Below are 25,197 nucleotides of genomic sequence, written 5' to 3' on the forward strand. Positions count from 1 at the left end.
GCGACGGCCGCCGAGCGGTCGTCCGTCAGTGTGGATTCGGACCCATGATGGGGATGCCGGGGGGCGGGGCGGTTGCGTGCAGGTGAACACGCGACGGCACCCCGTGTCATCGGGTCTGAGATCGAGCATCGGCGGCGCCGGGCCGCCCGGACAAGGGCGGGAAGCGTTAACTCTTTCTCATCGGCCGGTTCTCTGGCGCGCCGCCGTCGCCGTCGGATAGGGTGCCGCCGCCGCGGGCGGGCGCGACGCGGCGACGCCGGTAGACTGCTCGGGACATGTCACCGCGCGCCCTGAAGCCTCTCGAGCCGTCTGCGACCCCTCCAGAGCTGATCCGCAATTTCTGCATCATCGCCCACATCGACCACGGCAAGTCGACGCTGGCCGACCGCATGCTGCAGATCACGGGCGTCGTGTCCGACCGCGACATGCGCGCGCAGTACCTCGACCGCATGGACATCGAGCGCGAGCGCGGCATCACGATCAAGTCGCAGGCGGTGCGGATGCCGTGGGCGACCTCGGACGGCACCTTCGCCCTCAACATGATCGACACCCCGGGTCACGTCGACTTCACCTACGAGGTCTCCCGGTCGCTGGCGGCGTGCGAGGGCGCCATCCTCCTGGTGGACGCCGCTCAGGGCATCGAGGCGCAGACCCTCGCGAACCTCTATCTCGCGCTCGAGAACGATCTGCAGATCATCCCCGTGCTCAACAAGATCGACCTCCCCGCCGCCGACCCGGAGAAGTACGCCGCGGAGCTCGCCAACCTCATCGGCGGCTCACCCGACGACGTGCTGCGCGTCTCGGGCAAGACCGGCATGGGCGTCGAAGAGCTCCTCGACCGCATCGTCGAGCGCATCCCGGCGCCCGTCGGCGATGCGTCGGCCCCCGCACGGGCGATGATCTTCGACTCCGTGTACGACGCCTACCGCGGCGTCGTCACCTATGTGCGCATGGTCGACGGCAAGCTGGAGCCGCGAGAGCGCATCCAGATGATGTCGACGCGCGCGACGCACGACCTGCTGGAGATCGGTGTGTCCAGTCCCGAACCCGTCCCGACGCGCGGGCTCGGAGTCGGCGAGGTCGGCTATCTGATCACCGGCGTGAAGGACGTGCGCCAGTCGAAGGTCGGCGACACGATCACCAACCATCGCAAGCCGGCGACGACGGCCCTGGCCGGATACACCGACCCGAAGCCGATGGTGTTCAGCGGCGTCTACCCCATCGACGGCAGCGACTACGCGGATCTGCGCGAAGCACTCGACAAGCTGAAGCTGTCCGACGCCTCGCTGCAGTACGAGCCGGAGACCTCGGTGGCGCTGGGCTTCGGCTTCCGGTGCGGATTCCTCGGTCTGCTGCACCTCGAGATCATCACCGAGCGCCTCTCGCGCGAGTTCGACCTCGACCTCATCACCACCGCGCCGTCGGTGACGTATGAGGTCACGACCGACACCGGTGAGCACGTCGTGGTCACCAACCCCAGCGAGTACCCCGACGGCCGCGTGGCCTCGGTGTCCGAGCCCGTCGTGAAGGTCGGCATCCTGCTGCCCAAGGATTACGTCGGCACGGTGATGGAGCTGTGTCAGCAGCGCCGCGGAACGCTGCTGGGCATGGACTACCTCTCGGAGGACCGTGTCGAGCTGCGCTACAACATGCCGCTCGGCGAGATCGTGTTCGACTTCTTCGACCAGCTGAAGTCGAAGACGCAGGGCTACGCGAGCCTCGACTACGAGCCGGCGGGCTCACAGGAGGCCGACCTCGTGAAGGTCGACATCCTGCTGCAGGGCGAGAAGGTGGATGCCTTCAGCTCGATCGTGCACCGCGAGAAGGCCTACGCCTACGGCACCCTCATGACCGAGCGTCTGCGCAAGCTCATCCCGCGTCAGCAGTTCGAGGTGCCGATCCAGGCCGCGATCGGCGCCCGCATCATCGCCCGCGAGAACATCCGCGCCATCCGCAAGGACGTGCTCGCGAAGTGCTACGGCGGCGACATCACGCGTAAGCGCAAGCTGCTCGAGAAGCAGAAGGAGGGCAAGAAGCGCATGAAGATGGTCGGTCGCGTCGAGGTGCCCCAGGAGGCCTTCATCGCCGCCCTCTCGGGCGACGTCGAGGGCAAGGACAAGAAGTAGGACGCCCCCGTTAGGCTGGAGACCATGCGTCGCGGAAGCTTTCAGGACGACACCGTCGACTACGCCGCGGTCGGTGCGACGCAGGCGCACGACCTCATGAGCTACCCGCCGGAAAACAGTGTCCCGGCCGAGGACTCGCTGCTGCTGGGCAGCGGACAGGCTCGCTTCGAGTCGTCCGCGGAGGCCCTCCTGTCGTGGTCGGCCCTGCGCGGCGCCGGACTGCAGATCAGCGATGTGCGCCCGGCGGCAGGCCCGATGTACACGGGCGTCGGCTACGACATCGACGGCACGCCCACGGTCGCGAGCCGCCTCGAGGCCGACCAGCGCTTCGATGCGGACGGCACACCGTACGTGGCCGCGGGCACCACGATCCGCGTCCACGGTCACGTCAAGCGCATGAGCGCCGACGGCGAGCTGCGGGTCATCTACGCGATCGAGGAGCCCCGTCGGGTCGGTTTCGCGCTCGGCACCGTGGGCGGCTCGGTCGTCAGCGGTGAGGAGTCCTTCGTCGTGACGTGGGCCGACAACGACGAGGTGCGCTTCACGGTGCGCGCCTTCGACCGCCCCGTCTCGGCGCTGTACCGGCTGATCCCGCCCCTGCTCAAGCGCCGCCGCCGTGAGCTCTTCCGGGGCTATCTGCGCGCCATCTCCCCGATGTACACGACCCCCGCCTGATGGGATCCGCCCTCCCTCTCGGCGATCCCGCGCCCTCCGACGGCGCCCTGCCCCCCGACATCGTGATCGACCCCGATCGTGACTTCGGGGTGTACCTGCACGTGCCCTTCTGCCGTGTCCGCTGCGGCTACTGCGACTTCAACACCTATACGGCCGGCGAGCTGCGCGGGGCACGGCAAGACGCCTACGCCGACGAGGTCCTGCGCGAGATCGCGCTGTCGCGGGAGGTGCTGAGCGCGCGGGGGCCGCTGCGGGCGGCATCCACCGTCTTCTTCGGCGGGGGCACCCCCACCCTGCTGCCCGGAGGCGACCTCGCCCGCATGCTCGACGGCGTCCGCACCGGCTTCGGCCTCGCCGACGGCGCGGAGGTCACCGTCGAGGCCAACCCCGACACCGTCACGGATGCCCTCGCGCGCGAGCTCGCCGCCGCCGGAGTGACGCGGATGTCGATCGGCATGCAGTCCGCCGTGCCGCACGTGCTCGCGGCGCTCGACCGCACGCACGACCCGGCAGGCGTGCGCACCGCCGTCGCGGCGGCGCGCACCGCCGGTCTCGACGTCAGCGTCGACCTCATCTACGGCGCGCCGGGGGAGTCGCTCGACGACTGGCGACGCTCGGTCGAGACGGCCGTCGGGCTCGAGCCCGACCACATCTCCGCATACGCGCTCATCATCGAAGACGGCACCAAACTGGCGCGGCAGATCCGCCGCGGCGATGTCGCGGCCCCCGACGACGACCTGCAGGCCGACATGTACGAGCTGGCGGACGAGGCCTTCGCCGCCGCCGGCTACGACTGGTACGAGGTGTCGAACTGGGCGCGCAGCCCGCAGCAGCGCTCCCGGCACAACCTGGCCTACTGGCGGGGCACCGACTGGTGGGGCTACGGCCCGGGGGCGCACAGCCACGTGGACGGGCTGCGCTGGTGGAACGTCAAGCATCCGGCCGCGTACGCGCAGCGCCTGGCCGCCGACGAGTCGCCCGCGGCGGCGCGCGAGCGCCCGGATGCCGCGGCGCGCCGGCTCGAAGACGTGCTCCTGCGCTCGCGCATCGCGGAGGGGATCGCCGTCTCGGATCTCACCGGCGAGGGCCGTCACGCCATCGCCGCCCTGATCGCCGACGGCCTCATCGACGGCGCCGCCGCGGTGCGCGGACGTGTGGTGCTCACGCGGCGGGGACGCCTTCTCGCCGACGCCGTGGTCCGCGCCCTCACCGTCTGAGGCGGCGCACGCGGTAGGATTGGCACTCGACAACCCGGAGTGCCAACGAGGAGGAGTGATGGTCTCGGAACGCGGCCTGCAGGTCCTCCGCGCGATCGTGCAGGACTACGTCGACACGCACGAGCCGGTCGGGAGCAAGGCGATCGTCGAACGACACCAGTTCGGGGTCTCCGCGGCCACGATCCGAAACGACATGGCGCTGCTCGAAGACGAAGAGCTCATCGCCGCTCCGCACACCTCGTCGGGGCGTGTGCCGACCGACAAGGGCTACCGCGTCTTCGTCGACCACCTCGCGGAGCTGCGTCCCCTCTCGGGCGCGCAGCGCTCGGCGATCTCGTCCTTCCTCAGCGACCCGGGCGATCTCGACGATCTGCTGATGCGGACGGTGCGCGCCCTCACCCAGCTCACCGGACAGGTCGCGATCGTCCAGTACCCCTCGTTCGCGCGGGCGAACGTCTCGCACGTCGAGTTCGTCCACCTCGGAGGCGCGCGGGTGGTCGTCATCGTGGTCACCGACACGGGGCGCGTCTCGCAGCGGGTCGCCTTCCTCGCGGAAGAGCTGAGCGAGCAGTCGGCCGCACAGGTGAAGACCGCGATCGCCCAACTCGTGACCGGGAAGCCCGTCGGAGACGCCGCCGCCGCGATCGCGGAGCTCGCGGCATCCGTGCCCGCCGGAACCCGCATCGACGACGCGCTGCGGGTCGTCGCCCGGATCGTCGGCGAGGAGCTCGACGACTTCCGCCAGGATCGGTTGGTCATGGCCGGCAGCGCGACCCTCGCCCGACGTGAGAGCGACTTCCGCGGCAGCATCTATCCGCTCCTCGAGGCCATCGAGGAGCAGGTCACGCTCCTGCGGCTGATGGGGGAGATGGTCGCCGACGAACACGGTCTCGCCGCGAGCATCGGGCGCGAGAACGCGGCGTTCGGTCTAACGGAGGCCTCGGTCCTGACGAGCGACTACGACACGACCGGAACCCGTGCCCGCGTCGGCCTGCTCGGTCCGACGCGCATGGACTATCCCACCAACCTCGCGGCGGTCCGCGCCGTCGCGCACTATCTGAGCCGGCTCCTCGACGAGGACGACGCGTCCCGCTGAGCGATCCGCTCCCGAACACCCACCCGCGCCCGAGAGGGCAGGAAAGGCGATTGTGGCCGACCACTACGAAGTCCTGGGCGTCTCCCGTGACGCGAGCCCCGAGGAGATCAAGAAGGCGTACCGGCGTCTGGCGCGCGAGCTGCACCCCGACGTGAACCCGGGCGCCGATGCGTCCGAGCGGTTCAAGCTCGTCACGCACGCCTACGACGTGCTGAGCGACCCCGAGCAGCGTCAGCGCTACGACATGGGCGGCGACGGCTCGCCCTTCGGCGGGGGAGCGGGCGCCGGCTTCGGCGGCTTCGGCGACATCTTCGAGACCTTCTTCGGCGGCGGCGGAGCCCGGACCGGACGACCCCGATCGCGCCGGGAGCGGGGCCAGGACGCGCTCGTGCGCGTCACGCTCGATCTCGCCGACGTGGTCTTCGGCACGCACCGCGACATCGAGGTCGACACCGCGGTGCTCTGCGACACCTGCCAGGGCTCGTGCTGCCAGCCCGGCACGCAGCCGACCACCTGCGACATCTGCCACGGCTCCGGCCAGGTGCAGCGGACGGTGCGCAGCCTGCTCGGCAACGTGGTCACGTCGCAGCCGTGCACCACGTGCCAGGGCTACGGCACGACGATCCCCTACCCGTGCGCCACCTGCCAGGGGCAGGGCCGGGTGCGCGCGCGCCGCACGGTGTCGGTCGACATCCCCGGCGGCGTCGAGACCGGCCTGCGCCTGCAGCTGCCCGGGTCCGGCGAGGTCGGTCCCGCGGGCGGACCCAACGGCGACCTCTATCTCGAGGTCACCGTCGCGAACCACGAGGTCTTCAGCCGCGAAGGCGACGATCTGCTCGCCACGCTGGAGGTGTCGATGCCGGACGCGATCCTGGGTACCCGCACCACGATCTCCTCGCTCGACGGCGACGTCGACCTGGAGGTCCGATCGGGGGTGCAGTCCGGCGATGTGCTCACCGTCAAGGGTCGCGGCATCACGCCGCTGCGCGGCGGCACGCGCGGCGATCTGCGCGTCGGCGTGCAGGTCGTCACGCCCACGAAGCTCGACGCCAAGGAACGCGCCCTCATCGAGGACTTCGCCAAGCGGACCAAGGCTCCCGCCCCCCGGCTGGCGCAGTTCCACCAGGGCATGTTCTCCAAGCTCCGCGACCGGTTCCGCGGCTGACATGGCGCTCCACTTCCTCGTCGATGTGCCATCGGTCGACGGTGCCGACGTGTCGACCGCCGACGCCGGCGACGAGGTCGTCATCACGGGCGCGGAGGCGCATCACGCCGCCGTCGTGCGGCGCGTGCGCATCGGCGAGGAGGTGACCGTCGGCGACGGCCGGGGCGTCTGGCTGACCGGCGTCGTCACCGCATCCGCCCCCAAACGGGTCGTGGTGTCGGTGACGTCGCGGTCGCAGCAGGCGGCCGCGAGCCCCCGCATCGTCCTCGCCCAGGCCCTCGCGAAGGGAGACCGCGACGAGCTCGCGGTGCAGGCGGCCACCGAGCTCGGCATCGACGAGGTCGTGCCGTGGCAGGCGGCACGCAGCATCTCGCGCTGGACGGGCGAGAAGGCCGTCAAGGGAGTCGGCCGCTGGCAGAGCATCGTGCGCGAGGCGGCGAAGCAGGCGCACCGCGCCTGGACCCCCACCGTCGGCGCCGTGCTCACGACGCGCGAACTGGCCGCGCGCGCAGACCGGGCGCGCGTGCTCGTGCTGGAGCCGACCGCCCGCACCGCGCTCACCGCCGTTGCGCTGGACGACGTCGCGGAGGTCGTGCTCGTGGTCGGCCCGGAAGGCGGGGTCAGCGCGGAGGAGATCGCCGAGCTCACGGAGGCCGGCGCGATCGCCGTGCGCCTCGGCGATACGGTGCTGCGCACCTCGACGGCCGGGCCCGCCGCCCTGGCTATCGTCAACGCCCGGCTCGGCCGCTGGTGACGGGCGCTGACTACACTCGGAGTATGAGCGAACCGTCCATCTTCACGCGCATCCTGCAGGGGGAGATCCCGGCCGAGATCCTCGCCGAGACCGAGAACGTGTTCGCGATCCGCGACATCGCACCGCAGGCGCCCGTGCATCTGCTGGTCATCCCCAAGTCCGCGGCGCACCGCGACGTGGTCGAGCTCGCGGCATCCGACCCCGCTCTGCTCAGCGAGATGGTGGGCCTCGCCCACACGCTCGCCGCCGAGCACGCCGACGGCGACTTCCGTCTGATCTTCAACACCGGCTCCGGCGCGGGGCAGACGGTGTTCCACGTGCATGCCCACGTCCTCGCCGGTGGACTCGACGAAGGGAGCCTCGGTGGCTGAACCCGCCGACAGCGAACAGGGCGCGGCCGTCGAGCGGATCCTCGCCGACGGCATCGCGATGGTGCAGCTGCTCGGACCGCAGGATCGCCTGCTGCGGGTCGTCGAGCGTGAGCACCCGGATGTCGAGGTGCACGTACGGGGCAACGAGATCACCCTCAGCGGGGATCGGGATGTCGTGGCCCGGGCACGCGCACTCGTCGACGAGCTGATCGCCATGGCGCGGGCGGGCCAGGGCCTGGAGCCCGCCGACGTGCGCACATCGGAGCGGATCCTCCGCGCCGACACGGGCGAACGGCCGTCAGAGGTGCTGGGCGAGGCGATCCTCAGCTCGCGCGGCCGCACGATACGACCGAAGACGCTCGGTCAGAAGCGGTACGTGGACGCGATCGACGAGAACACCATCGTGTTCGGCATCGGCCCGGCCGGGACCGGCAAGACCTACCTCGCCATGGCGAAGGCCGTCCAGGCGCTGCAGCGCAAGGAGGTCGACCGCATCATCCTGACGCGACCGGCCGTCGAGGCCGGTGAACGCCTCGGGTTCCTCCCGGGCACGCTGACCGACAAGATCGATCCGTACCTGCGACCGCTCTACGACGCGCTCAACGAGATGATGGACCCGGAGATCGTCCCCAAGCTCATGGCGTCGGGGACGATCGAGGTCGCCCCGCTGGCGTACATGCGCGGGCGCACCCTGAACAACTCGTTCGTCGTGCTCGACGAGGCGCAGAACACGACGCCCGAGCAGATGAAGATGTTCCTCACCCGGCTGGGCTTCGGCACGCGCATGGTCGTGACCGGCGACATCACCCAGATCGACCTGCCGCAGGGCGCCTCCGGACTCCGGCTGGTGACCCGCGTGCTGAAGGACATCGACGACATCCATTTCTCGCTGCTGACCAGCGAGGACGTCGTCCGCCACAGCCTCGTCGGACGCATCGTCGACGCGTACAGCGTGTACGACGAGCAGCGGCTCGCGTCGCGACGCGAACGCGACGAGGCCTCCGAGTTCGCCAGCCGCGCCGAGCGGCGGGGCCAGACCCGAGGCGGCGGCCCCCGAGACCACCTGCCGCCGCGAGGAACCCAGCGAGGACGCGCATGACCATCGAGATCACCAACGAGTCCGGCGTCGACATCGACGAGACGGTGCTGCTGCGCCTCACCGAGAACAACCTCGCGGAGCTGCACGTCAGCCCCGACGCCGACGTGGCGATGCTGCTCGTCGACGAGGGCGCCATGGAGGCCCTGCACGTGCAGTGGATGGACGAGCCGGGGCCGACCGACGTGCTCAGCTTCCCGATGGACGAGCTGCGCCCCGGCACCCAGGAGCAGCCCACGCCGCCCGGGCTGCTCGGCGACATCGTGCTCTGCCCGCAGGTCGCCGAGACGCAGGCCCAGGCCGCCGGTCACACGACCATGGACGAGCTCATCCTGCTGACCACCCACGGCCTGCTGCATCTGCTCGGATTCGACCACGCCGAGAAGGAGGAGGAGCGCGAGATGTTCGGGCTCCAGCGCGACCTCATCGCGGCCTTCCACGTGTCCGAGCGCCGACGACGCGCATGACCGAGATCCTCCTCCTGGTCGCCGCCGCCCTCCTCGTCGCGCTGGGGGGCTTGATGGCCGCCCTCGATGCCGCGCTCGGAGTGACCTCCCGCGCCGACCTGGCGGAGATGTCCGTCACCGGTCGCAACGGCGTGGCGCTGGCGCGCATCGGCGCCGATCCCGAGGCGCACGGCAACGCGGTCGTGTTCATCAGGATCCTGGCCGAGACGACGGCGGCGGTGGTGGTCACGGTGGCCTTCACCCTCGCCTTCGACAGCATCTGGTGGGCGATGCTGGCCGCGGCCATCCTGATGACCGTGGTCTCGTTCGTCCTCGTGGGCGCCAGTCCCCGCGCCGTGGGTCGCCAGCATGCCCGGGGACTCCTGCACGCCTGCGCGCCCCTCGTGCGCGGCGCACGCATCGTTCTGGGCCCGCTCGCGCACCTCCTCGTCATCGTCGGCAACCGGGTGACGCCCGGCATCCACCGCGGCACCTCGTTCGCCAGCGAGGAGCAGCTGCTGAGCATGGTCGACGAAGCCGCGTCGCAGGACCTCATCGAGGAGGACGACCGCGAACTCATCCACTCCGTGTTCGAGTTCACCGACACGTTCGTGCGGGAGGTCATGGTCCCGCGCACCGACATGGTGACGATGGATGCCGCCGCGACGACCCAGGAGGCCATGCAGCTGTTCCTCGACAAGGGCGTCTCGCGCGTCCCGGTCGCGGACGGCGAGGCCGACGACATCACCGGCGTGGTCTATCTGAAGGACCTGGTGCAGTTCGCCTACCGCGACGAGACGGCGTGGCGCGACGCGCCCGTCGCGCAGATCGCACGCCCCGCCGTGTTCGTGCCGGAATCGATGAAGGCCGAGACCCTGCTACAGCAGATGAAGCGGGATGCCGTGCACGTCTGCCTCGTCGTGGACGAGTACGGCGGCGTCTCCGGCCTCGTCACCCTGGAAGACCTCATCGAGGAGCTGGTCGGCGAAATCTCCGACGAGTACGACCCGCGCTCGAGCGAGGTCGTCGAGCTCGGCGCGGGACGCTACCGCGTGAGCGCACGCCTCGGCCTCGACGAGGTGGGGGAGCTGTTCGGCCTCGAGCTCGAGGATGACGACGTCGACTCGATCGGCGGTCTGCTCGGCAAGCTCCTCGGACGGGTGCCGCTTCCGGGCGCGACCGCCGAGTACTCCGGCCTGCGACTGACCGGCGGCACCTCGCGCGGCCGCGGTCGGGGTCTGGCCACCGTCTTCGTCGAGGCCACGGACCGACTCCGGGCCGTCGACGCCGCCTGGGGCGATGAACGCCGCACCGAACGAGAAGAGGCCGGCCGATGACCCCTCCCGCCGACGACCGCACCCGATCGGGATTCGTGACCTTCGTGGGTCGGCCCAACGTGGGCAAGTCCACCCTCACCAACGCCCTCGTGGGCGAGAAGGTCGCCATCACCTCCGACAAGCCGCAGACCACCCGGCGGGCCATCCGCGGCATCGTCAACCGCCCGGCCGGCCAGCTGGTGATCGTCGACACCCCCGGCATCCACAAGCCGCGCACGCTGCTCGGACAGCGCCTGAACGACCTCGTGGAGCAGGTACTCGGCGACGTCGACGCCATCGGCTTCCTCGTTCCAGCGACCGAGAAGGTCGGCCCCGGCGACCGCCGTATCGCGGCATCCCTCGACGGCTACCCGCGGGCGAAGAAGGTGGCCATCGTCACCAAGACCGACATCGCCTCCCGCGACGAGATCACCGAGCGTCTCATGGAGGTCGACAGCCTGCGCGAGGACTGGGACGCCGTGATCCCGCTGTCGGCCGTCGCGAACGAACAGCTCGACGTGCTCGCCGACGAGCTGCTCACGCTCATGCCGACCGGCCCCGCGCTCTATGAGGAGGGGGTGGTCACCGACGAGTCCCTCGAGGACCGGATCGCGGAGATCATCCGCGAGGCGGCGCTGGAGGGCGTACGCGACGAGCTGCCGCACTCGATCGCCGTGACCATCGACGACATCTCCCGCCGCGACGAAGGCGAGCTCACCGACATCTACGCGAACCTCGTCGTCGAGCGCGACAGCCAGAAGGCGATCATCATCGGCCACAAGGGGTCGCGACTGGCGGCCGTCGGTGCGCGGGCGCGGGCGCAGATCGAACCCCTCGTCGGAACGAAGGTGTTCCTGAAGCTGCACGTACGCGTCGCGAAGGAATGGCAGCGCGATCCCAAGCAGCTCGGACGGCTGGGGTTCTGACGTGGCGCGCCAGTGGATCGCCCGCCGGGCCGGAACGCCCGCGACGTGGGAGTTCGCCGATGTCGAGGTGCCCGCTCCCGGCCCCGGCGAGGTCATGATCCGCGTTCACGCCGCCGGTGTGAACCCCGCCGACGCGAAGCACGTCGCCGCCGAGAACGGTCAGTCCTGGCCCGTCGCGATCGGGTACGAGGTCTCGGGTGAGATCGTCGCTCTCGGCCCCGACACGGTGATCGGGTCGGGGCCCGCCGCGATCGGCGACGAGGTCGTCGCGTTCCGGATCGCCGGCGGCTACGCGACGGCTCTGACCGTGGATGCCGCCACGGCGTTCCACAAGCCGTCGCCGCTGACCCACCCGGAGGCCGCGAACCTCCTGCTCACCGGCACGACCGCCGCCGAGATGCTGCACGTCGTGGAGGCGAAGCCGGGGGAGACGATCCTGCTGCACGGCGCCTCGGGCGCCGTGGGCGTGGCCGTGCTGCAACTGGCCGCACTGCGCGGCGTCCACGTCATCGGCACCGCAGCCGAGACCTCGTTCGACCGCGTGCGTCGCTTCGGCGGCGAGCCGGTGGTCTACGGACCCGGCCTCTCCGAGCGTCTGGCCGCCGTCACGGGCGACGTTCCGATCGTCGCGGCGCTGGATGCCGTCGGCACCGACGAGGCGATCGACGTCTCGCTCGCCGTCGTCTCCGACCGGCATCGGATCGTGACGATCGTGAATCCCGCGCGCGCCCGGCAGGACGGCTTCCGCTGGATCGCCGGCGCCCTGCCGGACAGCGCCCGCTTCCGCGACGAGGCGCGCGCCGGGCTCGTCGCGGCCGCGCAGGCTGACACGCTCGTCGTCCCGGTGGCTCGGACGTTCCCGCTCAGCGAGGCGCCGGCTGCGCTCGCGCTGCTCGCGGAAGGACACCCCGGCGGAGCGCTGGCGCTGATCCCGTGAGTCGCACCGCCTCGCATGGCGGTGTACGCTGTCGTCATGCGCGCGTTCGGCCTCCTTCTTAGCCGCCGCGACGAGACCTCGTTCTAGGGCCTTCCTCGTCGCGGAGCTTGGCATTTCCTGCCGCCGGCGGCCCGCCCTCATCAGACGAGAGAAGCGAACCCCATGAAGAACACGCAGCAGCCGTCCGGCATGCCGATCCACAAGTACCGTCCGTTCCACGAGCAGATCCGTGTCGACCTGCCCGATCGCACCTGGCCCGACGCCCGCATCACGACCGCGCCGCGCTGGTGCGCCGTCGACCTGCGCGACGGCAACCAGGCACTCATCGACCCGATGAGCCCCGAGCGCAAGCTCATCATGTTCGAGCTGCTCGTCGGCATGGGCTACAAGGAGATCGAGGTCGGCTTCCCCTCCGCCAGCCAGACGGACTTCGACTTCGTGCGCCAGCTCATCGAAGAGGACCGGATCCCCGACGACGTCACCATCCAGGTGCTGACCCAGGCGCGCGAACACCTCATCGAGCGCACCTACGAGGCCATCGCGGGCGCCAAGCAGGCGATCGTGCACCTCTACAACTCGACGAGCGTGCTGCAGCGCGAGGTCGTGTTCCGCAGCGACAAGCAGGGCATCATCGACATCGCGCTGAACGGGGCGCGCCTGTGCCGTGAGTTCGAGAAGCGCATCCCCGAGACGGCCGTCTACTACGAGTACTCGCCCGAGTCGTACACCGGCACGGAGCTCGAGTTCGCCGTCGACATCTGCAACCAGGTCATCGAGGTGTTCGAACCGACGCCCGAGCGCAAGGTCATCATCAACCTGCCCGCGACCGTGGAGATGGCGACGCCGAACGTCTACGCCGACTCGATCGAGTGGATGAGCCGCCGCCTCGCGCACCGCGAGAACGTCATCCTGTCGCTGCACCCGCACAACGACCGCGGCACGGCGATCGCCGCCGCCGAGCTCGGCTACATGGCGGGCGCCGACCGTATCGAGGGGTGCCTGTTCGGCAACGGGGAGCGCACCGGCAACGTCGACCTGGTGGCCCTGGGCATCAACATGCTGACGCAGGGGATCGACCCGCAGATCGATTTCAGCGACATCGACCAGGTCAAGCGCACCGCGGAGTACTGCAACCAGCTGCCCGTCCACGAGCGCAGCCCCTGGGCGGGCGACCTCGTGTTCACGGCCTTCAGCGGCTCGCACCAGGACGCCATCAAGAAGGGCTTCGAGGCCATGGAGGCGCGGGCCGCGGCATCCGGAGTCACCGTCGACGAAATCGAGTGGGCGGTGCCGTACCTGCCGATCGACCCGAAGGACCTGGGCCGCTCGTACGAGGCCGTCATCCGCGTCAACTCGCAGTCCGGCAAGGGCGGCGTCGCGTACCTGCTGAAGACCGACCACGCGCTGGATCTGCCCCGCAAGCTGCAGATCGAGTTCTCCGGGGTCGTGCAGGCCAAGACGGATGCCGAGGGCGGCGAGGTCTCCAGCGCGCAGATCTGGGACATCTTCACCGATGAGTACCTGCCGGCCCGTGACGCGGACGAGAAGTGGGGCCGCTTCGAGCTGCTGTCCACCCGGACGCAGAGCGACATGTCGGGCGAGGTGTCACTGGAGGTCACCCTCCGCGACGGCGAGGAGACCTTCTCGACCCGCGGCGTCGGCAACGGCCCGGTGTCCGCGTTCCTCGAGGTCGTGCGTGCGCAGGGCTTCGAGGTGACGCTGTACGACTACGTCGAGCACACGCTCAGCGCCGGCGGCGACGCGCAGGCCGCCTCGTACGTCGAGCTGCAGGTCGACGGCGAGCGGCTGTGGGGCGTCGGCATCGACGGCGACATCTCCACGGCATCCCTCAAGGCGATCGTGTCGTGCGTCAACCGCGCGATCCGCACCCGCGAGCGCTCGGCGTCGCTGGCCGCGGTCTGAGGTCGCCGCGTTTCGACTCGTCGCTGCGCTCCTCGCTCAACGACCGGGAGGCTTCCCGCCCCCGGTCGTTGAGCGACGCGCACCACCCCGGTCGTTGAGCGAGCGCAGCACCCCCGGTCGTTGAGCGAGCGCAGCGAGTCGAAACGCCTCAGGGCCGGATGATCGGGATCGCGCTGGTCTCCACCGCGACCTTGCGGCGGTACAGGGCGCGCTGCTCGGGCAGCGAGATGTCGAAGATCACGGCGAGCAGCCGGATGACGGTCGTCACGATCACGCACGCGACGGCCGCCGCGACCAGGGGCGCGCCCAGGGCGTGCGCGAACGCGAGGATGGCGCAGCCGACCGCCGCGGCGACCGCGTAGAGCGAGCCGACGTGCATGATCGCCACCGGCAGCCCCATGATGACGTCGCGCAGGATGCCGCCGCCCACCGCGGCGCAGACACCCACGAACACGGCGGGCACCACGGGCAGTCCCAGCGCCAGCGCCTTCGAGGTGCCGAACGCGCCGAACAGCCCGATGACCACGGCATCCAACGCGACGATCACGCCGTTGAGGCGCTCGAAGATGTTGGCCAGCAGCATGCCGACCAGAGCCGCACCGACCGCCGTGATGAGGTACCAGTTGCTCTGCAGCGTCGCGGGCTCGACGTTCAGCAGCAGGTCGCGGATGATGCCGCCGCCCATGCCCATGACGGTGCCCACGATGACGACGCCCAGCAGGTCGAGCCGGCGCTGCCCGACGAATCCCGACGAGAACAGCGCCCCCTGCACGCCGCCGAGACCCACGGCGAGGAGGTCGGCCCAGAGGGGGATCACGAACAGCTGCTCCGTCACCCGTCCATTGTCTCCAATACCGCCCGATGTCCGCGCCGACGGGGATAATCGAGGGGTGCCCACCTACCGCGACGAGGTCGTGGTCCTGCGGACCCACAAGCTCGGGGAAGCGGACCGGATCGTGACGATGCTCAGCCGTCGCCACGGCAAGGTGCGCGCGGTCGCGAAGGGTGTGCGGCGCACGTCGTCGAAGTTCGGCGCCCGCCTCGAGCCGTTCATGGTCGCCGACGTGCAGCTGTACCAGGGGCGCTCGCTCGACATCGTGCAGCAGGCCGAGTCGCTCGGCTCCTACGGCGCCGCGATCGTCGCCGACTACGACAGTTACACCGCCGCCCACGCCATGGTCGAGACGGCCGACCGTCTCAACGAGGCGGAGGCGACGCCGCAGCAGTACCTCCTGCTCGTCGGCGGGCTCCGCACGCTCTCGCAGGGCGGGCGCGCCGCGCGCTCGGTGCTCGATTCGTATCTCCTGCGCGCGATGTCCCTGTCGGGGTGGGCGCCGGCGCTCACCGACTGCGCCCGCTGCGGCGCCGTGGGTCCGCACGACTGGTTCGTCGCCCAGCTCGGCGGCGTGGTGTGCGGCGACTGTGCCCCGGCCGGCTCCGCACGGCTGCGCCCCGAGACGGGCGTGCTGCTGCGCGCGCTGATCGCGGGAGAATGGGACATCGTGGATGCCGCGACGCACGCCGCCACGGCGTCGGCCTCCGGTCTCGTCGCGGCCTACGCGCAGTGGCACCTCGAGCGCGGCATCCGATCCCTGTCCCACGTGGAGTCCCCCCGGTGAGCCCCAAGCCCTACACGCACCGCGATGCGGTCCCGTACCGTCCCCTCGACTGGACCGGCATCCACCCGCCGCGCTTTCCGAAGGGCGGTGTGCCGAACCATGTCGCCATCGTCATGGACGGCAACGGCCGCTGGGCGAACCGGCGCGGGCTCACGCGCATCGAGGGGCACCGCGCGGGCGAGGAGGTGCTGCTCGACGTGGTCGCCGGCGCGATCCAGGCCGGGGTGAAGCACCTCAGCGTCTACGCCTTCTCGACCGAGAACTGGGCCCGCTCGCCCGAGGAGGTGCGCTTCCTCATGGGCTACAACCGCGATGTGCTGCACCGCCGCCGCGACCAGCTCAACGAGTGGGGCGTGCGCATCCGCTGGGCCGGACGCAAGCCGCGCCTGTGGGGTTCGGTCATCAAGGAGCTGCAGTACGCCGAGCAGCTGACCGCGGGCAACGACACCCTCACGCTCACGATGTGCATCAACTACGGCGGCCGCCACGAGATCGTCGACGCGATGCGGGCGATGGGGGAGCAGATCGCCGCGGGACGCCTGAAGCCGTCGGCCATCACGGAGAAGACCCTCCGCAGGCACCTGTACGTGCCTGACATGCCCGACGTCGACCTGTTCCTGCGTTCCAGCGGTGAACAGCGCACCTCGAACTTCCTGCTCTGGGAGTCCGCCTACGCCGAGATGGTGTTCCTCGACACCCTGTGGCCGGACTTCTCGCGCACCGATCTCTGGGGCGCGATCGAGCTCTACCTCGGCCGCAGCCGCCGCTTCGGCGGCGCCGTCGACGCCCCGACCGGCGACTCCGCGGAATAGACCGCGATGCGAACGGAGTTGCACCAGGCATGACGGAGAAGATCACGATCGACGTGTGGAGCGATATCGCCTGCCCGTGGTGCTACATCGGCAAGCGCAACCTCGAGACCGGGCTGGCTCAGATCGCCGACGATCCCGACGCTCCCCAGGTCGAGGTGACCTTCCACTCCTTCGAGCTCTCACCCGACACACCGGTGGACTTCGAAGGCGACGAGCTGGACTTCCTCGCCGGGCACAAGGGGATGCCGCGCGAGCGGGTCCGCGAGATGCTCGACCAGGTGACGGGAGTCGCCGCGGGGTCGGGCCTCGAGTACCGTTTCGACCTGCTGCAGCACACGAACACCGTGAAGGCGCACGAACTGCTGCACTTCGCGAAGGCGCAGGGCCGCCAGAACGAGATGGCGGAGCGTCTGATGTCGGCCTACTTCACCGAGGGTAAGCACGTCGGCCGGGTCGACGACCTGGTGGCGCTCGCGTCCGAGATCGGGCTGGATGCCGACGAGGTGCGCGATGCGCTGGAGTCGAGCCGTCATCTCGCCGATGTCCGCGCCGATCAGGCGCAGGCGCAGGCCTACGGCATCCAGGGCGTGCCGTTCTTCGTGATCGACGGCAAGTACGGCGTCAGCGGCGCACAGCCGGCCGACGCGTTCGCGCAGATCGCACGGCAGGTCTGGACGGAGAAGCAGGACGCCTGAGGCGGCTGCGTTTCGCTCGGCTGCGTCTCGACTAGGCGCTGCGTTTCGACTCGGCGCTGCGCGCCTCGCTCAACGACCGGAGGCCGTGGCGCGACGCGGTCGTTGAGCGAGCGCAGCGCGTCGAAACGCCCGCCCGCGACGATCAGGCGGGCAGGCTCGCCTCGATGGCGGCGATGACCTCGGGCGCGTCCGGCTTCGTCTGCGGACGGAACCGGTGCACCTGACCCGAGGGGGTCAGCAGGAACTTCTCGAAGTTCCACATGACCGGACCCTTCGCGCCCTCGGCGTTCTTCGCCTTCTTCAGCGCCTTGTACAGCGGTGCCGCGTGCGAGCCGTTGACACGGACCTTGTCCATGATCGGGAAGCTCACGCCCCACGTGACCGCGCAGTACTCGAGGATCTCCTCCATCGAGCCGGGCTCCTGCCCCATGAACTGGTTGCACGGGAACCCGACGACCTGCAGGCCGCGCGCGCCGTAGGTGCGCTGGAGCTCCTCGAGCTGCTCGTACTGCGGCGTGAGCCCGCACTTGGAGGCGACGTTCACGACGAGCACGGCCTTGTCGCCCCACTCGGAGAGCGTGTGCTCGACGCCCGACGCGTCGGTGTAGGGGATGTCGCGGATGTCCACCGTCTGTGTCTCGGCCATGTTCTCCACGATAGGGCCGTACGCCGCCTTCGTGACCGCGGGAGTCTGGGAGAATGGACAGGATGTCCCTCTCCGTCTCCACCGGCCCCGCGTTGCGCATCGGGCCCATCGCGCTCGACGCGCCGGTCGTCCTCGCGCCGATGGCGGGGATCACCAACACGGCATTCCGTCGACTGTGCCGTGAGTATGGCGCCGGCCTCTACGTCTCCGAGATGATCACGACGCGCGCGCTCGTCGAGCGCAACGCGACGACCATGCGCCTGATCACCCACCACGAGTCGGAGAAGCCGCGCTCGATCCAGCTGTACGGCGTCGATCCCGCCACCACGGAAGCAGCGGTGCGCCTGCTCGTCGAGGAGGACCGCGCCGACCACATCGACCTCAACTTCGGCTGCCCGGTTCCCAAGGTGACCCGCAAGGGCGGGGGAGCGGCGCTGCCCTGGAAGCTCGGGCTCTTCCGCGAGATCGTCACCCGCGCCGCGCGCGCCGCCGGCGATGTGCCTCTGACGGTGAAGATGCGCAAGGGCATCGATGCAGACCACCTCACCTTCCTCGATGCGGGACGCATCGCCGAGGATGCCGGTGTCGCCGCCGTCGCGCTGCACGCCCGCACCGCCGCGGAGTTCTACTCCGGCCACGCCGACTGGTCGGCCATCACCGCCCTCAAGCAGGCCGTCACGTCCATCCCGGTGCTCGGCAACGGCGACATCTGGTCGGCGGACGACGCCGCGCGCATGATGGCCGAGACGGGATGCGACGGCGTCGTGGTCGGCCGCGGCTGCCTCGGCCGCCCGTGGCTGTTCGGCGACCTCGCCCGCGGCCTCGGAGGCCCGGGGGCCGCCGCCGGTGCGCCCGTCGACGCGACGCTCGGGTTCGTCGCAGCCGCGTTCCGCCGTCACGCGGAGCTGCTGGTCGAGTTCTTCGAGGACGAGGGCCGCGGATGCCGCGACATCCGCAAGCACGTCGCCTGGTACTTCAAGGGCTATCCCGTCGGCGGCGAGACCCGCGCCCAGCTGGCGACGGTGTCGAGTCTCGCCGAGATCGACGACCTGATCGCCACCCTCGATCTCGATGCCCCGTACCCGGGGGCGGCGGCGGAGGGCCAGCGCGGGCGCGCCGGCACGCCCAAGCGGCCCGCCCTGCCCGACGGGTGGCTGCACAGCCGCGAGATGAGCGGTGACGCCGCACGCGAGCTGGCCGAGGCGGAGGTCGACACCAGTGGCGGGTGACGGCAGCGGCGTCGGCATCGCCTCCGGCCGCCCGTCCGGCTACGACGATCACGACGCGGAACGCTTCGTCCCGGAACAGCACCGTTCGCAGCGCGACGGCTTCGCCCGCGATCGGGCCCGCGTGCTGCATTCTGCGGCGCTGCGGCGCCTCGCCTCCAAGACGCAGGTGCTGAGCCCGGCCAGCCCCGCCGACTTCGCCCGCAACCGTCTCACGCACTCGCTCGAGGTGGCGCAGGTGGGCCGCGAGCTCGCGATCGCCCTCGAGCTGTCGCCCGACGTCGTCGACACGGCGTCTCTGAGCCACGACATCGGGCACCCTCCGTTCGGGCACAACGGCGAACGGGCGCTGAACGACTGGGCGGAGGACATCGGCGGGTTCGAGGGCAACGCGCAGACGCTGCGCATCCTCTCCCGCCTGGAGCCGAAGGTGATGGATGCCGCGGGCCAGAGCGCCGGTCTCAATCTGACCCGCGCCAGCCTCGACGCCACCTGCAAGTACCCGTGGACGGTGGAGCACGGTGTGCCCGATCCCGGCGGCCGGGAGAAGTTCGGCGTCTACCCCGAGGACGAAGCCGTCTTCCGCTGGATGCGCCTCGGCGCGCCGGGGAGGGTGCGCTGCATCGAGGCGGAGGTCATGGACCTCTCCGACGACATCGCCTACTCGGTGCACGACTTCGAGGACGCCGTGCTCAACGGCTACCTCGACCCGGCCCGCCTCGCCGACGCCCGCGAGCACGAGGCGCTGCTGACGGCGATCCAGGCATGGGTGGGCTTCGGCTTCACCCGTGACGAGCTCGCCGACGCGCTCTACCGGCTCACCCGCATGCCCGAATGGCTTCCCGGCTTCGACGGGTCGCGCGCCGCGCTGGCCGGGCTGAAGAACCTCACCTCCGACCTGATCGGCCGCTTCGCGCGCGCCGCGACGACCGCGACCCGCGAGCACTACTCGGTTCCGGTGCTCACGCGCTACCGGGGGCGCGTCATCGTCCCGCGCGTGATCGAGGCGGAGATGGCGGTGCTCAAGGGCATCATCGGCGCCTTCGTCGTCACGATCGACGGCCGCCGCGGCCTCTACAAGGAGCAGCGGCGCGTGCTCAAGCGGCTCGCGAGCGCCCTGTGGGAGCGCCCCGAGCACCTGGACCGCCTGCACGCGGAGGATTTCGCCGCGGCATCCACCGATGCCGCGCGCAAGCGCGTCGTCGTCGACCAGGTCTCCAGCCTCACGGACAGGTTCGCGATCGAGTGGCACGCGCGCCTCATCGGCCCCGTCGACCTGCGCGAGCTCGGACTGCGCTCCGGCGACGACCGGACGATCGCCCCCAGCGGCTTCGCCCTTCCGGAGCCGATCGCCGGACTCTGGCCCGCCGAGGGGCACTGATGGCACGCATCCGACAGTCGGACGTCGACGAGGTGAAGGCCCGCATCAACATCGGCGACGTGATCGGCGAGCGGGTCGCCCTGAAGTCGGCCGGGGTGGGGTCGCTGAAGGGATTGTGCCCGTTCCACGACGAGCGCAGCCCGAGCTTCCACGTGCGACCGCAGGTCGGCTACTACCACTGCTTCGGGTGCGGGGAATCGGGGGACGTCTACTCGTTCCTGCGGGCGATGGACCACGTGTCCTTCACGGAGGCGGTCGAACGCCTCGCCGCCCGCGTCGGCTACACCCTGCATTACGAGGACGGCGGCGCCGCGCCCGAGAACAGTGGGCGCACGCGGCTGTACCAGGCCAACGCGGCGGCCGCCGAGTGGTTCCGCGGCCAGCTCTCGTCGCCCGAGGCCGATGCCGGGCGCCGCTTCCTCGGGGAGCGGGGGTTCGATGCGGGCGCGGCCGCGCATTTCGGCGTCGGGTACGCGCCCCAGGGCTGGGACAAACTCCGCGACGCGATGCGCGGGCAGGGATTCAGCGACGAGGAGCTGTCGGCGGCGGGCCTCGTCTCGCAGGGCCAGCGCGGCGTGTACGACCGCTTCCGCGGACGCGTCGTGTGGCCCATCCGCGACGTGACGGGACAGACGATCGGATTCGGCGCGCGACGGCTGTACGAGGACGACAAGGGGCCGAAGTACCTCAACACCCCTGAGACGACCATCTACAAGAAGGCGCAGGTGCTGTACGGGCTCGACCTGGCGAAGAAGGACGTGTCGCGCTCGCACCGCGTGGTCGTCGTCGAGGGCTACACCGACGTCATGGCCTGCCATCTGGCCGGGGTCACGACCGCCGTCGCCACGTGTGGCACCGCGTTCGGCTCCGACCACATCACCGTGCTCCGACGGGTCATGGGAGACGACTCGGCCGCCGGGGAGGTCGTCTTCACCTTCGACCCGGATGCGGCGGGCCAGAAGGCCGCACTGCGGGCCTTCGCCGACGCGAAGCGGTTCAACGCGCAGACGTACGTCGCGACGGGCCCGCAGGGGCTCGACCCGTGCGACCTGCGCCTCGAGCGCGGGGATGCCGCCGTCCGCTCGCTCATGGAGACCAAGGTCCCGATGTTCGAGTTCGTCATCGACCAGCGACTCGCGGGGTTCGATCTGTCGAGTGTGGAGGGACGCGTGGGCGCCCTCCGCGCCGCTGCGCCGGTCGTGGGGGAGCTGCGCGATCCCTTGCTGCAGCCCGAGTACACCCGGGTGCTCGCGCGCCGCCTCGGGATGGACACCGAGGCGGTGCGACGCGAGGTCGAGCGGGCGGGCCGCGAGGCGGCGCGACGCGGCGACGACGCACGGACCGGCGGTGCGACGTCGTCCGACGCGACGCCGCGCGGTGAACGGTCGGCAGACGCCTCGGTACCGGGCGAGCCGGCGCTGCGGATGAGCCTGCGCACGCTGCCGCGATCGGCCGACGCGGCGCTGGAGCGGGACGCCCTGATGGGGGTGCTGCAGTACGGTCACCTCGTCGACGGGGGCGAGCTCGATGCCGCCCTCGCGCTGCCGATGACCGTGCCGGCCCTGGATGCCGTGCGCCAGGCGCTCCTCTCGCACACCGATCGCACCCGGATCGGTTGGGCCTCCACGGCCGTGGAGGCCGTCCGAGAGCCGTACCGGTCGCTGGCCGTCGAGCTGCTCACCGCCGACTTCCCGGCTCTCACGGAGGCGGAGGCCGCGGCATCCACGCACGCGCTCGCCCGCCGGCTGCGGATCCGAGCGCTCGATCGTGAGAAGAGCGAGATGCTCGGCGCCATCCAACGTCTGCCCGCCGAGTCGGAGCAGGGTCGCACCGTGCGGCTCGCGCTGCGCGAGCTCGACGCACGCCGACGGGCTCTGACGGACAACGCGTCCTGACGCCGCGCAGCGGCGGCGCGAGCCCCGCTGGCGCGACGGCGCCGGAGAGGGCAGGATGAACCCCATGCCTCGTCGATCCTCCCTCGACGCCGTCACCGCCGCGGTCCGGTGTGACGACCTGTCCGTGGCCCGCGGCGGCGTGCGCGTCGTCGACGGCGTCAGCGTGCGCCTCGACGCCGGCCGAGCCCTGGCCGTCATGGGCGCCACGGGCGCCGGGAAGTCGAGCCTGGCCGCACTCCTGGCCGGAACCGATGACGGCTCGCTCACGGTCGTCGGCGGCGACGCCTGGGTCGACGGCACCCCGATCCGCAAGAAGGGGCGCGCGGCCCGTGTGCGCGCCTACTACACGGGCTACGTGCCGCAGCGCGCCGGCGCCGACCTGCCGGCGCGGCTCACGGTCGGGGAGGTCATCGGCGAGCCCATCACGAGTCGCGACCGACGCGTCAACCAGCGGGCGCTCGCGGTGCGGGTGGCCAGTCTGCTCGACGAGTTCGAGCTTCCGCTGGGCGCCGCGGCCCGGTATCCGTATGAGCTCAGTTCGGGCATGCGCCAGCGTGTCGCGATCGCGCGTGCCCTCGTGCTGCAGCCGCGGGTGTTCATCGGCGATGACCCCTACGCCAACCTCGACCTCGAGGTGCGGCAGGCGGTTCGCGACGCGCTCCTGCGCCGCCGCGACGAGAGCGGGATGGCGATCCTGATGGTGACCAACGACGCGGAAGCCGTGCGCGAGATCGACGCCGATGTGCTCGTGCTCCGCGGGGGACGTCCGGTGGCCTACGGCCACGGCACGGCCGACCTGCTGTGGACGCCGGACGGCGGCGTGCGACTCGTGTCGTGATCGCGTGTCGGTTGTCACGACCACGCCCCGACCTTTGCTAATATGGACGGGTTGCCCGCTCGCGGGTGACTGATCCTCGGTAGCTCAATTGGCAGAGCAGCCGGCTGTTAACCGGCAGGTTCTTGGTTCGAGTCCAAGCCGGGGAGCGAACGGCCCCAGACTCCACTCTGGGGCCGTTTTCGTTTCCCGCGGGAGGGGTGAACGGCGATCAGGCGTCGAGGTCGTCGACGCCGGGGGTCCACGACGCGCCGGGACGTCCCCACCCGCGCTTGCGCGCGATCTTCTGCACCGTCTTCCAGTCGCCGTCGTCGAGACGGTCGATGTAGAGGATGCCGTCGAGGTGATCGAACTCGTGCTGCATGATGCGCGCACGCCACCCGTCCACCTCGATGCGCACGGGAGCGCCGTCGAGGTCGACGCCGGTCACGAGCACCTCGTCGGAGCGCCGCAGCGGGAACCGCTCGCCCGGGAACGACAGGCATCCCTCGGACTCGTCGTCCGGATCCGGCGCGCCGGGCACCGGAGGACGCATCCACAGCTGCGGGTTGATGATCACTCCGCGCCAGGGATTGCCGTCGTCGTCCTGGTAGCTGTAGGTATAGATGCGCAGGCCCACCCCGACCTGCGGGGCCGCCAACCCGACGCCGGGGGCGGCATCCATCGTCTCGAACATGTCGGCGACGAGGGTTCGGATCTCCTCCGTCACCTCCGTGACGGGATCGGCGGGGGAGTGGAGGACGGGATCGCCCATGATGCGAATCGGAAGAACAGCCACGTCCTGAGCCTATCGAGCGCACCCGGCGGTTAGTGTCGAGGGGTGTATGCCGCGATGACCGACCTCGGAGACGTGACTGACAAGCTCGTCGGCGTCTTCGCCGACCCCGGCATCCTCATCGGCATCCCGCTGGCCCTCCTCGGTGCCGTCTTCATGTCGTTCGGTGCGCAGTATCAGCACCGCGGCGTGCAGAAGGTCGAACGCCTCACGGCCACGCACGGCTCGTCCGGCCTCACGGGCGGACAGATGTGGAACCTCCTGCGGCGCCCCTCGTGGGTCGCCGGCACCGTGATGCTGGGCCTCGCGATCGTCTGCCAGCTGTCGGCGCTGACGTTCGCGCCGCTGATCCTCGTCCAGCCCGTGGGCGCGGTCTCACTGGTGATCACCACCCTCCTGAACGCCCGCATCAGCGGCCTGCGCCCCACGCGTCGCTCGCTCTCCGCGATCGGGCTGTGCGTCGCCGGCATCTTCGTCTTCGTCACCGTGGCCGCTCTCTACGCGACCGAGACCCCGATCAGCGACGGGCAGCTCATCACGGTGCTCCTCATCCTGGCGGGCGTCGCGATCGTGCTCACCGCCCTGTGGGTCTGGCTGCGCGCACGCATGGGAGCGCTGTTCTACATCGTCGCCGCCGGCATCATGTACGGCTTCGTGGCGACGCTCGCCAAGGTGGTGCTCAGCCGCATCCGCTCGGGTGACTTCGAGTGGCTGACGATCGTCTGCATCGTGGCACTGCTGGCCGGCACGGCGATCGGCGCCTACTTCGTGCAGACCGCCTACGCGTCCGGGCCCCCGGACCTGGTCATCGCGGGCCTCACCGTCATCGACCCGATCGTCGCGATCGTGATCGGTCTCGCAGTGCTCCGCGAGGCCGAGGGCGCCCCCTGGGGCGCGTACGTGGGCTTCGTCGCGGCCGGCGCCCTCGCCGTCACGGGCGTGTTCCAACTCGCACGACACCATCCGCAGATCGTCAGCGACAGCCAGGAGATCCCGATCACCCGTGGCAGCGGAGAGGGCGTCTCGCCGGGCTCCCAGCGCCTCACCGACGCCGTCGCCAAGGTGTGGCCGGAGCCGCCGGTGCGCGACAAGGACGACCCGCGACCCCGCTAGAATTCCCGGGACAGGGGGCGGTGGCCAAGCTGGTCAAGGCAGCGGGCTCATAACCCGACGATCGTGGGTTCAAGTCCCACCCGCCCTACCAATGACACGGTTGTGATTCCACGTCGATATCGGCAATAATGGGCGCACAACCACATAGCCGC

Annotated in this window: 24 protein-coding genes and 2 tRNA genes; 23 read left to right on the forward strand and 3 right to left on the reverse strand. The window is 70.6% G+C overall.

Annotated elements, in window-relative coordinates; translation table 11 throughout:
• The first annotated feature begins 275 nt into the window (after window positions 1-275).
• The 13 genes from lepA (at window position 276) to leuA (ending at window position 14,048) form a co-directional block, all read left to right on the forward strand.
• Window positions 276-2,126: a translation elongation factor 4 gene (gene lepA / locus L0965_RS12600; protein ID WP_060958950.1), complete on the forward strand. Its 1,851-nt coding sequence runs from the start codon at window positions 276-278 to the stop codon at window positions 2,124-2,126.
• A gap of 24 nt (window positions 2,127-2,150) precedes the next feature.
• A complete protein-coding gene (locus L0965_RS12605; protein WP_060958949.1) occupies window positions 2,151-2,801 on the forward strand; it encodes a DUF1990 family protein in 651 nt (216 codons plus the stop codon).
• On the forward strand, window positions 2,801-4,018 hold the full coding sequence (gene hemW / locus L0965_RS12610) for a radical SAM family heme chaperone HemW (RefSeq protein WP_101306304.1): 1,218 nt from the start codon (window positions 2,801-2,803) through the stop codon (window positions 4,016-4,018). Before L0965_RS12605 ends, hemW begins: the two co-directional genes overlap by 1 nt.
• Window positions 4,019-4,076: 58 nt before the next feature.
• Window positions 4,077-5,114, forward strand: a complete 1,038-nt coding sequence (gene hrcA, locus L0965_RS12615; RefSeq protein WP_060958947.1) for a heat-inducible transcriptional repressor HrcA — start codon at window positions 4,077-4,079, stop codon at window positions 5,112-5,114.
• A gap of 52 nt (window positions 5,115-5,166) precedes the next feature.
• On the forward strand, window positions 5,167-6,279 hold the full coding sequence (dnaJ, locus tag L0965_RS12620) for a molecular chaperone DnaJ (protein WP_060958946.1): 1,113 nt from the start codon (window positions 5,167-5,169) through the stop codon (window positions 6,277-6,279).
• A gap of 1 nt (window position 6,280) precedes the next feature.
• A complete protein-coding gene (locus tag L0965_RS12625; protein ID WP_101306306.1) occupies window positions 6,281-7,033 on the forward strand; it encodes a 16S rRNA (uracil(1498)-N(3))-methyltransferase in 753 nt (250 codons plus the stop codon).
• Window positions 7,034-7,056: 23 nt separating this feature from the next.
• Window positions 7,057-7,404: an HIT domain-containing protein gene (locus L0965_RS12630; protein WP_101306307.1), complete on the forward strand. Its 348-nt coding sequence runs from the start codon at window positions 7,057-7,059 to the stop codon at window positions 7,402-7,404.
• On the forward strand, window positions 7,355-8,503 hold the full coding sequence (locus tag L0965_RS12635) for a PhoH family protein (protein WP_060958943.1): 1,149 nt from the start codon (window positions 7,355-7,357) through the stop codon (window positions 8,501-8,503). The genes L0965_RS12630 and L0965_RS12635 overlap by 50 nt, the downstream gene beginning before the upstream one ends.
• Window positions 8,500-8,967, forward strand: a complete 468-nt coding sequence (gene ybeY / locus L0965_RS12640) for an rRNA maturation RNase YbeY (RefSeq protein WP_101306308.1) — start codon at window positions 8,500-8,502, stop codon at window positions 8,965-8,967. The genes L0965_RS12635 and ybeY overlap by 4 nt, the downstream gene beginning before the upstream one ends.
• On the forward strand, window positions 8,964-10,283 hold the full coding sequence (locus L0965_RS12645; protein ID WP_060958941.1) for a hemolysin family protein: 1,320 nt from the start codon (window positions 8,964-8,966) through the stop codon (window positions 10,281-10,283). The genes ybeY and L0965_RS12645 overlap by 4 nt, the downstream gene beginning before the upstream one ends.
• Complete coding sequence (gene era, locus L0965_RS12650; RefSeq protein WP_060958940.1) at window positions 10,280-11,188, forward strand: GTPase Era; 909 nt, start codon at window positions 10,280-10,282, stop codon at window positions 11,186-11,188. Before L0965_RS12645 ends, era begins: the two co-directional genes overlap by 4 nt.
• A 1-nt stretch (window position 11,189) precedes the next feature.
• Entirely contained in the window at window positions 11,190-12,125 is a 936-nt protein-coding gene (locus L0965_RS12655) for an NADP-dependent oxidoreductase (protein ID WP_101306309.1), read from the forward strand.
• Window positions 12,126-12,287: 162 nt separating this feature from the next.
• On the forward strand, window positions 12,288-14,048 hold the full coding sequence (gene leuA / locus L0965_RS12660; protein WP_060958938.1) for a 2-isopropylmalate synthase: 1,761 nt from the start codon (window positions 12,288-12,290) through the stop codon (window positions 14,046-14,048).
• A 148-nt stretch (window positions 14,049-14,196) separates the two neighbouring features.
• Here the strand turns inward: leuA and L0965_RS12665 are convergent, their stop codons facing one another.
• The gene (locus L0965_RS12665) at window positions 14,197-14,883 is read right to left on the reverse strand and encodes a trimeric intracellular cation channel family protein (protein WP_060958937.1); all 687 of its coding nucleotides are present in this window, start codon (window positions 14,881-14,883) and stop codon (window positions 14,197-14,199) included.
• 55 nt (window positions 14,884-14,938) lie between these two features.
• Between L0965_RS12665 and recO the strand changes: the two genes are divergently transcribed.
• The 3 genes from recO to L0965_RS12680 are packed head-to-tail and all read left to right on the forward strand — an operon-like array spanning window position 14,939 to window position 17,174.
• Window positions 14,939-15,667 carry a DNA repair protein RecO gene (recO, locus tag L0965_RS12670; protein ID WP_060958936.1) on the forward strand — a complete coding sequence of 243 codons (729 nt, stop codon included), beginning with the start codon at window positions 14,939-14,941 and terminating at the stop codon, window positions 15,665-15,667.
• The gene (locus L0965_RS12675; RefSeq protein WP_101306310.1) at window positions 15,664-16,479 is read left to right on the forward strand and encodes an isoprenyl transferase; all 816 of its coding nucleotides are present in this window, start codon (window positions 15,664-15,666) and stop codon (window positions 16,477-16,479) included. Before recO ends, L0965_RS12675 begins: the two co-directional genes overlap by 4 nt.
• A 29-nt stretch (window positions 16,480-16,508) precedes the next feature.
• Entirely contained in the window at window positions 16,509-17,174 is a 666-nt protein-coding gene (locus L0965_RS12680) for a DsbA family protein (protein WP_101306311.1), read from the forward strand.
• Between the two features lie 142 nt (window positions 17,175-17,316).
• Here the strand turns inward: L0965_RS12680 and L0965_RS12685 are convergent, their stop codons facing one another.
• Window positions 17,317-17,820: a glutathione peroxidase gene (locus tag L0965_RS12685; protein ID WP_101306312.1), complete on the reverse strand. Its 504-nt coding sequence runs from the start codon at window positions 17,818-17,820 to the stop codon at window positions 17,317-17,319.
• A 62-nt stretch (window positions 17,821-17,882) separates the two neighbouring features.
• On the opposite strand from L0965_RS12685, the gene dusB reads away from it, so the two are divergent.
• From dusB to L0965_RS12710, 5 genes are all read left to right on the forward strand, one after another.
• Window positions 17,883-19,049, forward strand: coding sequence for a tRNA dihydrouridine synthase DusB (gene dusB, locus L0965_RS12690; RefSeq protein ID WP_101306313.1), 1,167 nt, complete (start codon window positions 17,883-17,885; stop codon window positions 19,047-19,049).
• The gene (locus L0965_RS12695; protein ID WP_101306314.1) at window positions 19,039-20,427 is read left to right on the forward strand and encodes a deoxyguanosinetriphosphate triphosphohydrolase; all 1,389 of its coding nucleotides are present in this window, start codon (window positions 19,039-19,041) and stop codon (window positions 20,425-20,427) included. Before dusB ends, L0965_RS12695 begins: the two co-directional genes overlap by 11 nt.
• Complete coding sequence (dnaG, locus tag L0965_RS12700) at window positions 20,427-22,322, forward strand: DNA primase (protein ID WP_101306315.1); 1,896 nt, start codon at window positions 20,427-20,429, stop codon at window positions 22,320-22,322. The genes L0965_RS12695 and dnaG overlap by 1 nt, the downstream gene beginning before the upstream one ends.
• 64 nt (window positions 22,323-22,386) lie before the next feature.
• The gene (locus L0965_RS12705; RefSeq protein ID WP_101306316.1) at window positions 22,387-23,160 is read left to right on the forward strand and encodes an ATP-binding cassette domain-containing protein; all 774 of its coding nucleotides are present in this window, start codon (window positions 22,387-22,389) and stop codon (window positions 23,158-23,160) included.
• 73 nt (window positions 23,161-23,233) lie between these two features.
• Window positions 23,234-23,306 (forward strand) — tRNA-Asn (locus tag L0965_RS12710).
• Window positions 23,307-23,368: 62 nt separating this feature from the next.
• On the opposite strand, the gene def is transcribed toward L0965_RS12710, so the two are convergent.
• Entirely contained in the window at window positions 23,369-23,935 is a 567-nt protein-coding gene (def, locus tag L0965_RS12715) for a peptide deformylase (RefSeq protein WP_082734092.1), read from the reverse strand.
• Between the two features lie 54 nt (window positions 23,936-23,989).
• Here def and L0965_RS12720 point away from each other — a divergent pair, with 54 nt between their 5' ends.
• Window positions 23,990-25,045 (forward strand): DMT family transporter, encoded by a 1,056-nt coding sequence (locus L0965_RS12720; protein WP_232783901.1) that lies wholly within the window; start codon window positions 23,990-23,992, stop codon window positions 25,043-25,045.
• A 14-nt stretch (window positions 25,046-25,059) separates the two neighbouring features.
• Window positions 25,060-25,136, forward strand: a tRNA-Ile gene (locus L0965_RS12725).
• Window positions 25,137-25,197: the final 61 nt, after the last annotated feature.

The organism is Microbacterium sp. NFH-22A-Y (assembly GCF_021401375.1).
In the GTDB taxonomy this organism is placed as follows: domain Bacteria; phylum Actinomycetota; class Actinomycetes; order Actinomycetales; family Microbacteriaceae; genus Microbacterium; species Microbacterium hominis.

What these genes read in the sequence shown, in the direction of transcription:
- lepA (WP_060958950.1), top strand. Translation starts at nt 276, where the DNA reads ATGTCACCGCGCGCCCTGAAGCCTCTCGAGCCGTCTGCGACCCCTCCA.
- L0965_RS12605 (WP_060958949.1), top strand. Translation starts at nt 2,151, where the DNA reads ATGCGTCGCGGAAGCTTTCAGGACGACACCGTCGACTACGCCGCGGTC.
- hemW (WP_101306304.1), top strand. Translation starts at nt 2,801, where the DNA reads ATGGGATCCGCCCTCCCTCTCGGCGATCCCGCGCCCTCCGACGGCGCC.
- hrcA (WP_060958947.1), top strand. Translation starts at nt 4,077, where the DNA reads ATGGTCTCGGAACGCGGCCTGCAGGTCCTCCGCGCGATCGTGCAGGAC.
- L0965_RS12625 (WP_101306306.1), top strand. Translation starts at nt 6,281, where the DNA reads ATGGCGCTCCACTTCCTCGTCGATGTGCCATCGGTCGACGGTGCCGAC.
- L0965_RS12630 (WP_101306307.1), top strand. Translation starts at nt 7,057, where the DNA reads ATGAGCGAACCGTCCATCTTCACGCGCATCCTGCAGGGGGAGATCCCG.
- L0965_RS12635 (WP_060958943.1), top strand. Translation starts at nt 7,355, where the DNA reads ATGCCCACGTCCTCGCCGGTGGACTCGACGAAGGGAGCCTCGGTGGCT.
- ybeY (WP_101306308.1), top strand. Translation starts at nt 8,500, where the DNA reads ATGACCATCGAGATCACCAACGAGTCCGGCGTCGACATCGACGAGACG.
- L0965_RS12645 (WP_060958941.1), top strand. Translation starts at nt 8,964, where the DNA reads ATGACCGAGATCCTCCTCCTGGTCGCCGCCGCCCTCCTCGTCGCGCTG.
- era (WP_060958940.1), top strand. Translation starts at nt 10,280, where the DNA reads ATGACCCCTCCCGCCGACGACCGCACCCGATCGGGATTCGTGACCTTC.
- leuA (WP_060958938.1), top strand. Translation starts at nt 12,288, where the DNA reads ATGAAGAACACGCAGCAGCCGTCCGGCATGCCGATCCACAAGTACCGT.
- L0965_RS12680 (WP_101306311.1), top strand. Translation starts at nt 16,509, where the DNA reads ATGACGGAGAAGATCACGATCGACGTGTGGAGCGATATCGCCTGCCCG.
- L0965_RS12685 (WP_101306312.1), bottom strand. Translation starts at nt 17,820, where the DNA reads ATGGCCGAGACACAGACGGTGGACATCCGCGACATCCCCTACACCGAC.
- dusB (WP_101306313.1), top strand. Translation starts at nt 17,883, where the DNA reads ATGTCCCTCTCCGTCTCCACCGGCCCCGCGTTGCGCATCGGGCCCATC.
- dnaG (WP_101306315.1), top strand. Translation starts at nt 20,427, where the DNA reads ATGGCACGCATCCGACAGTCGGACGTCGACGAGGTGAAGGCCCGCATC.
- L0965_RS12705 (WP_101306316.1), top strand. Translation starts at nt 22,387, where the DNA reads ATGCCTCGTCGATCCTCCCTCGACGCCGTCACCGCCGCGGTCCGGTGT.
- L0965_RS12720 (WP_232783901.1), top strand. Translation starts at nt 23,990, where the DNA reads ATGACCGACCTCGGAGACGTGACTGACAAGCTCGTCGGCGTCTTCGCC.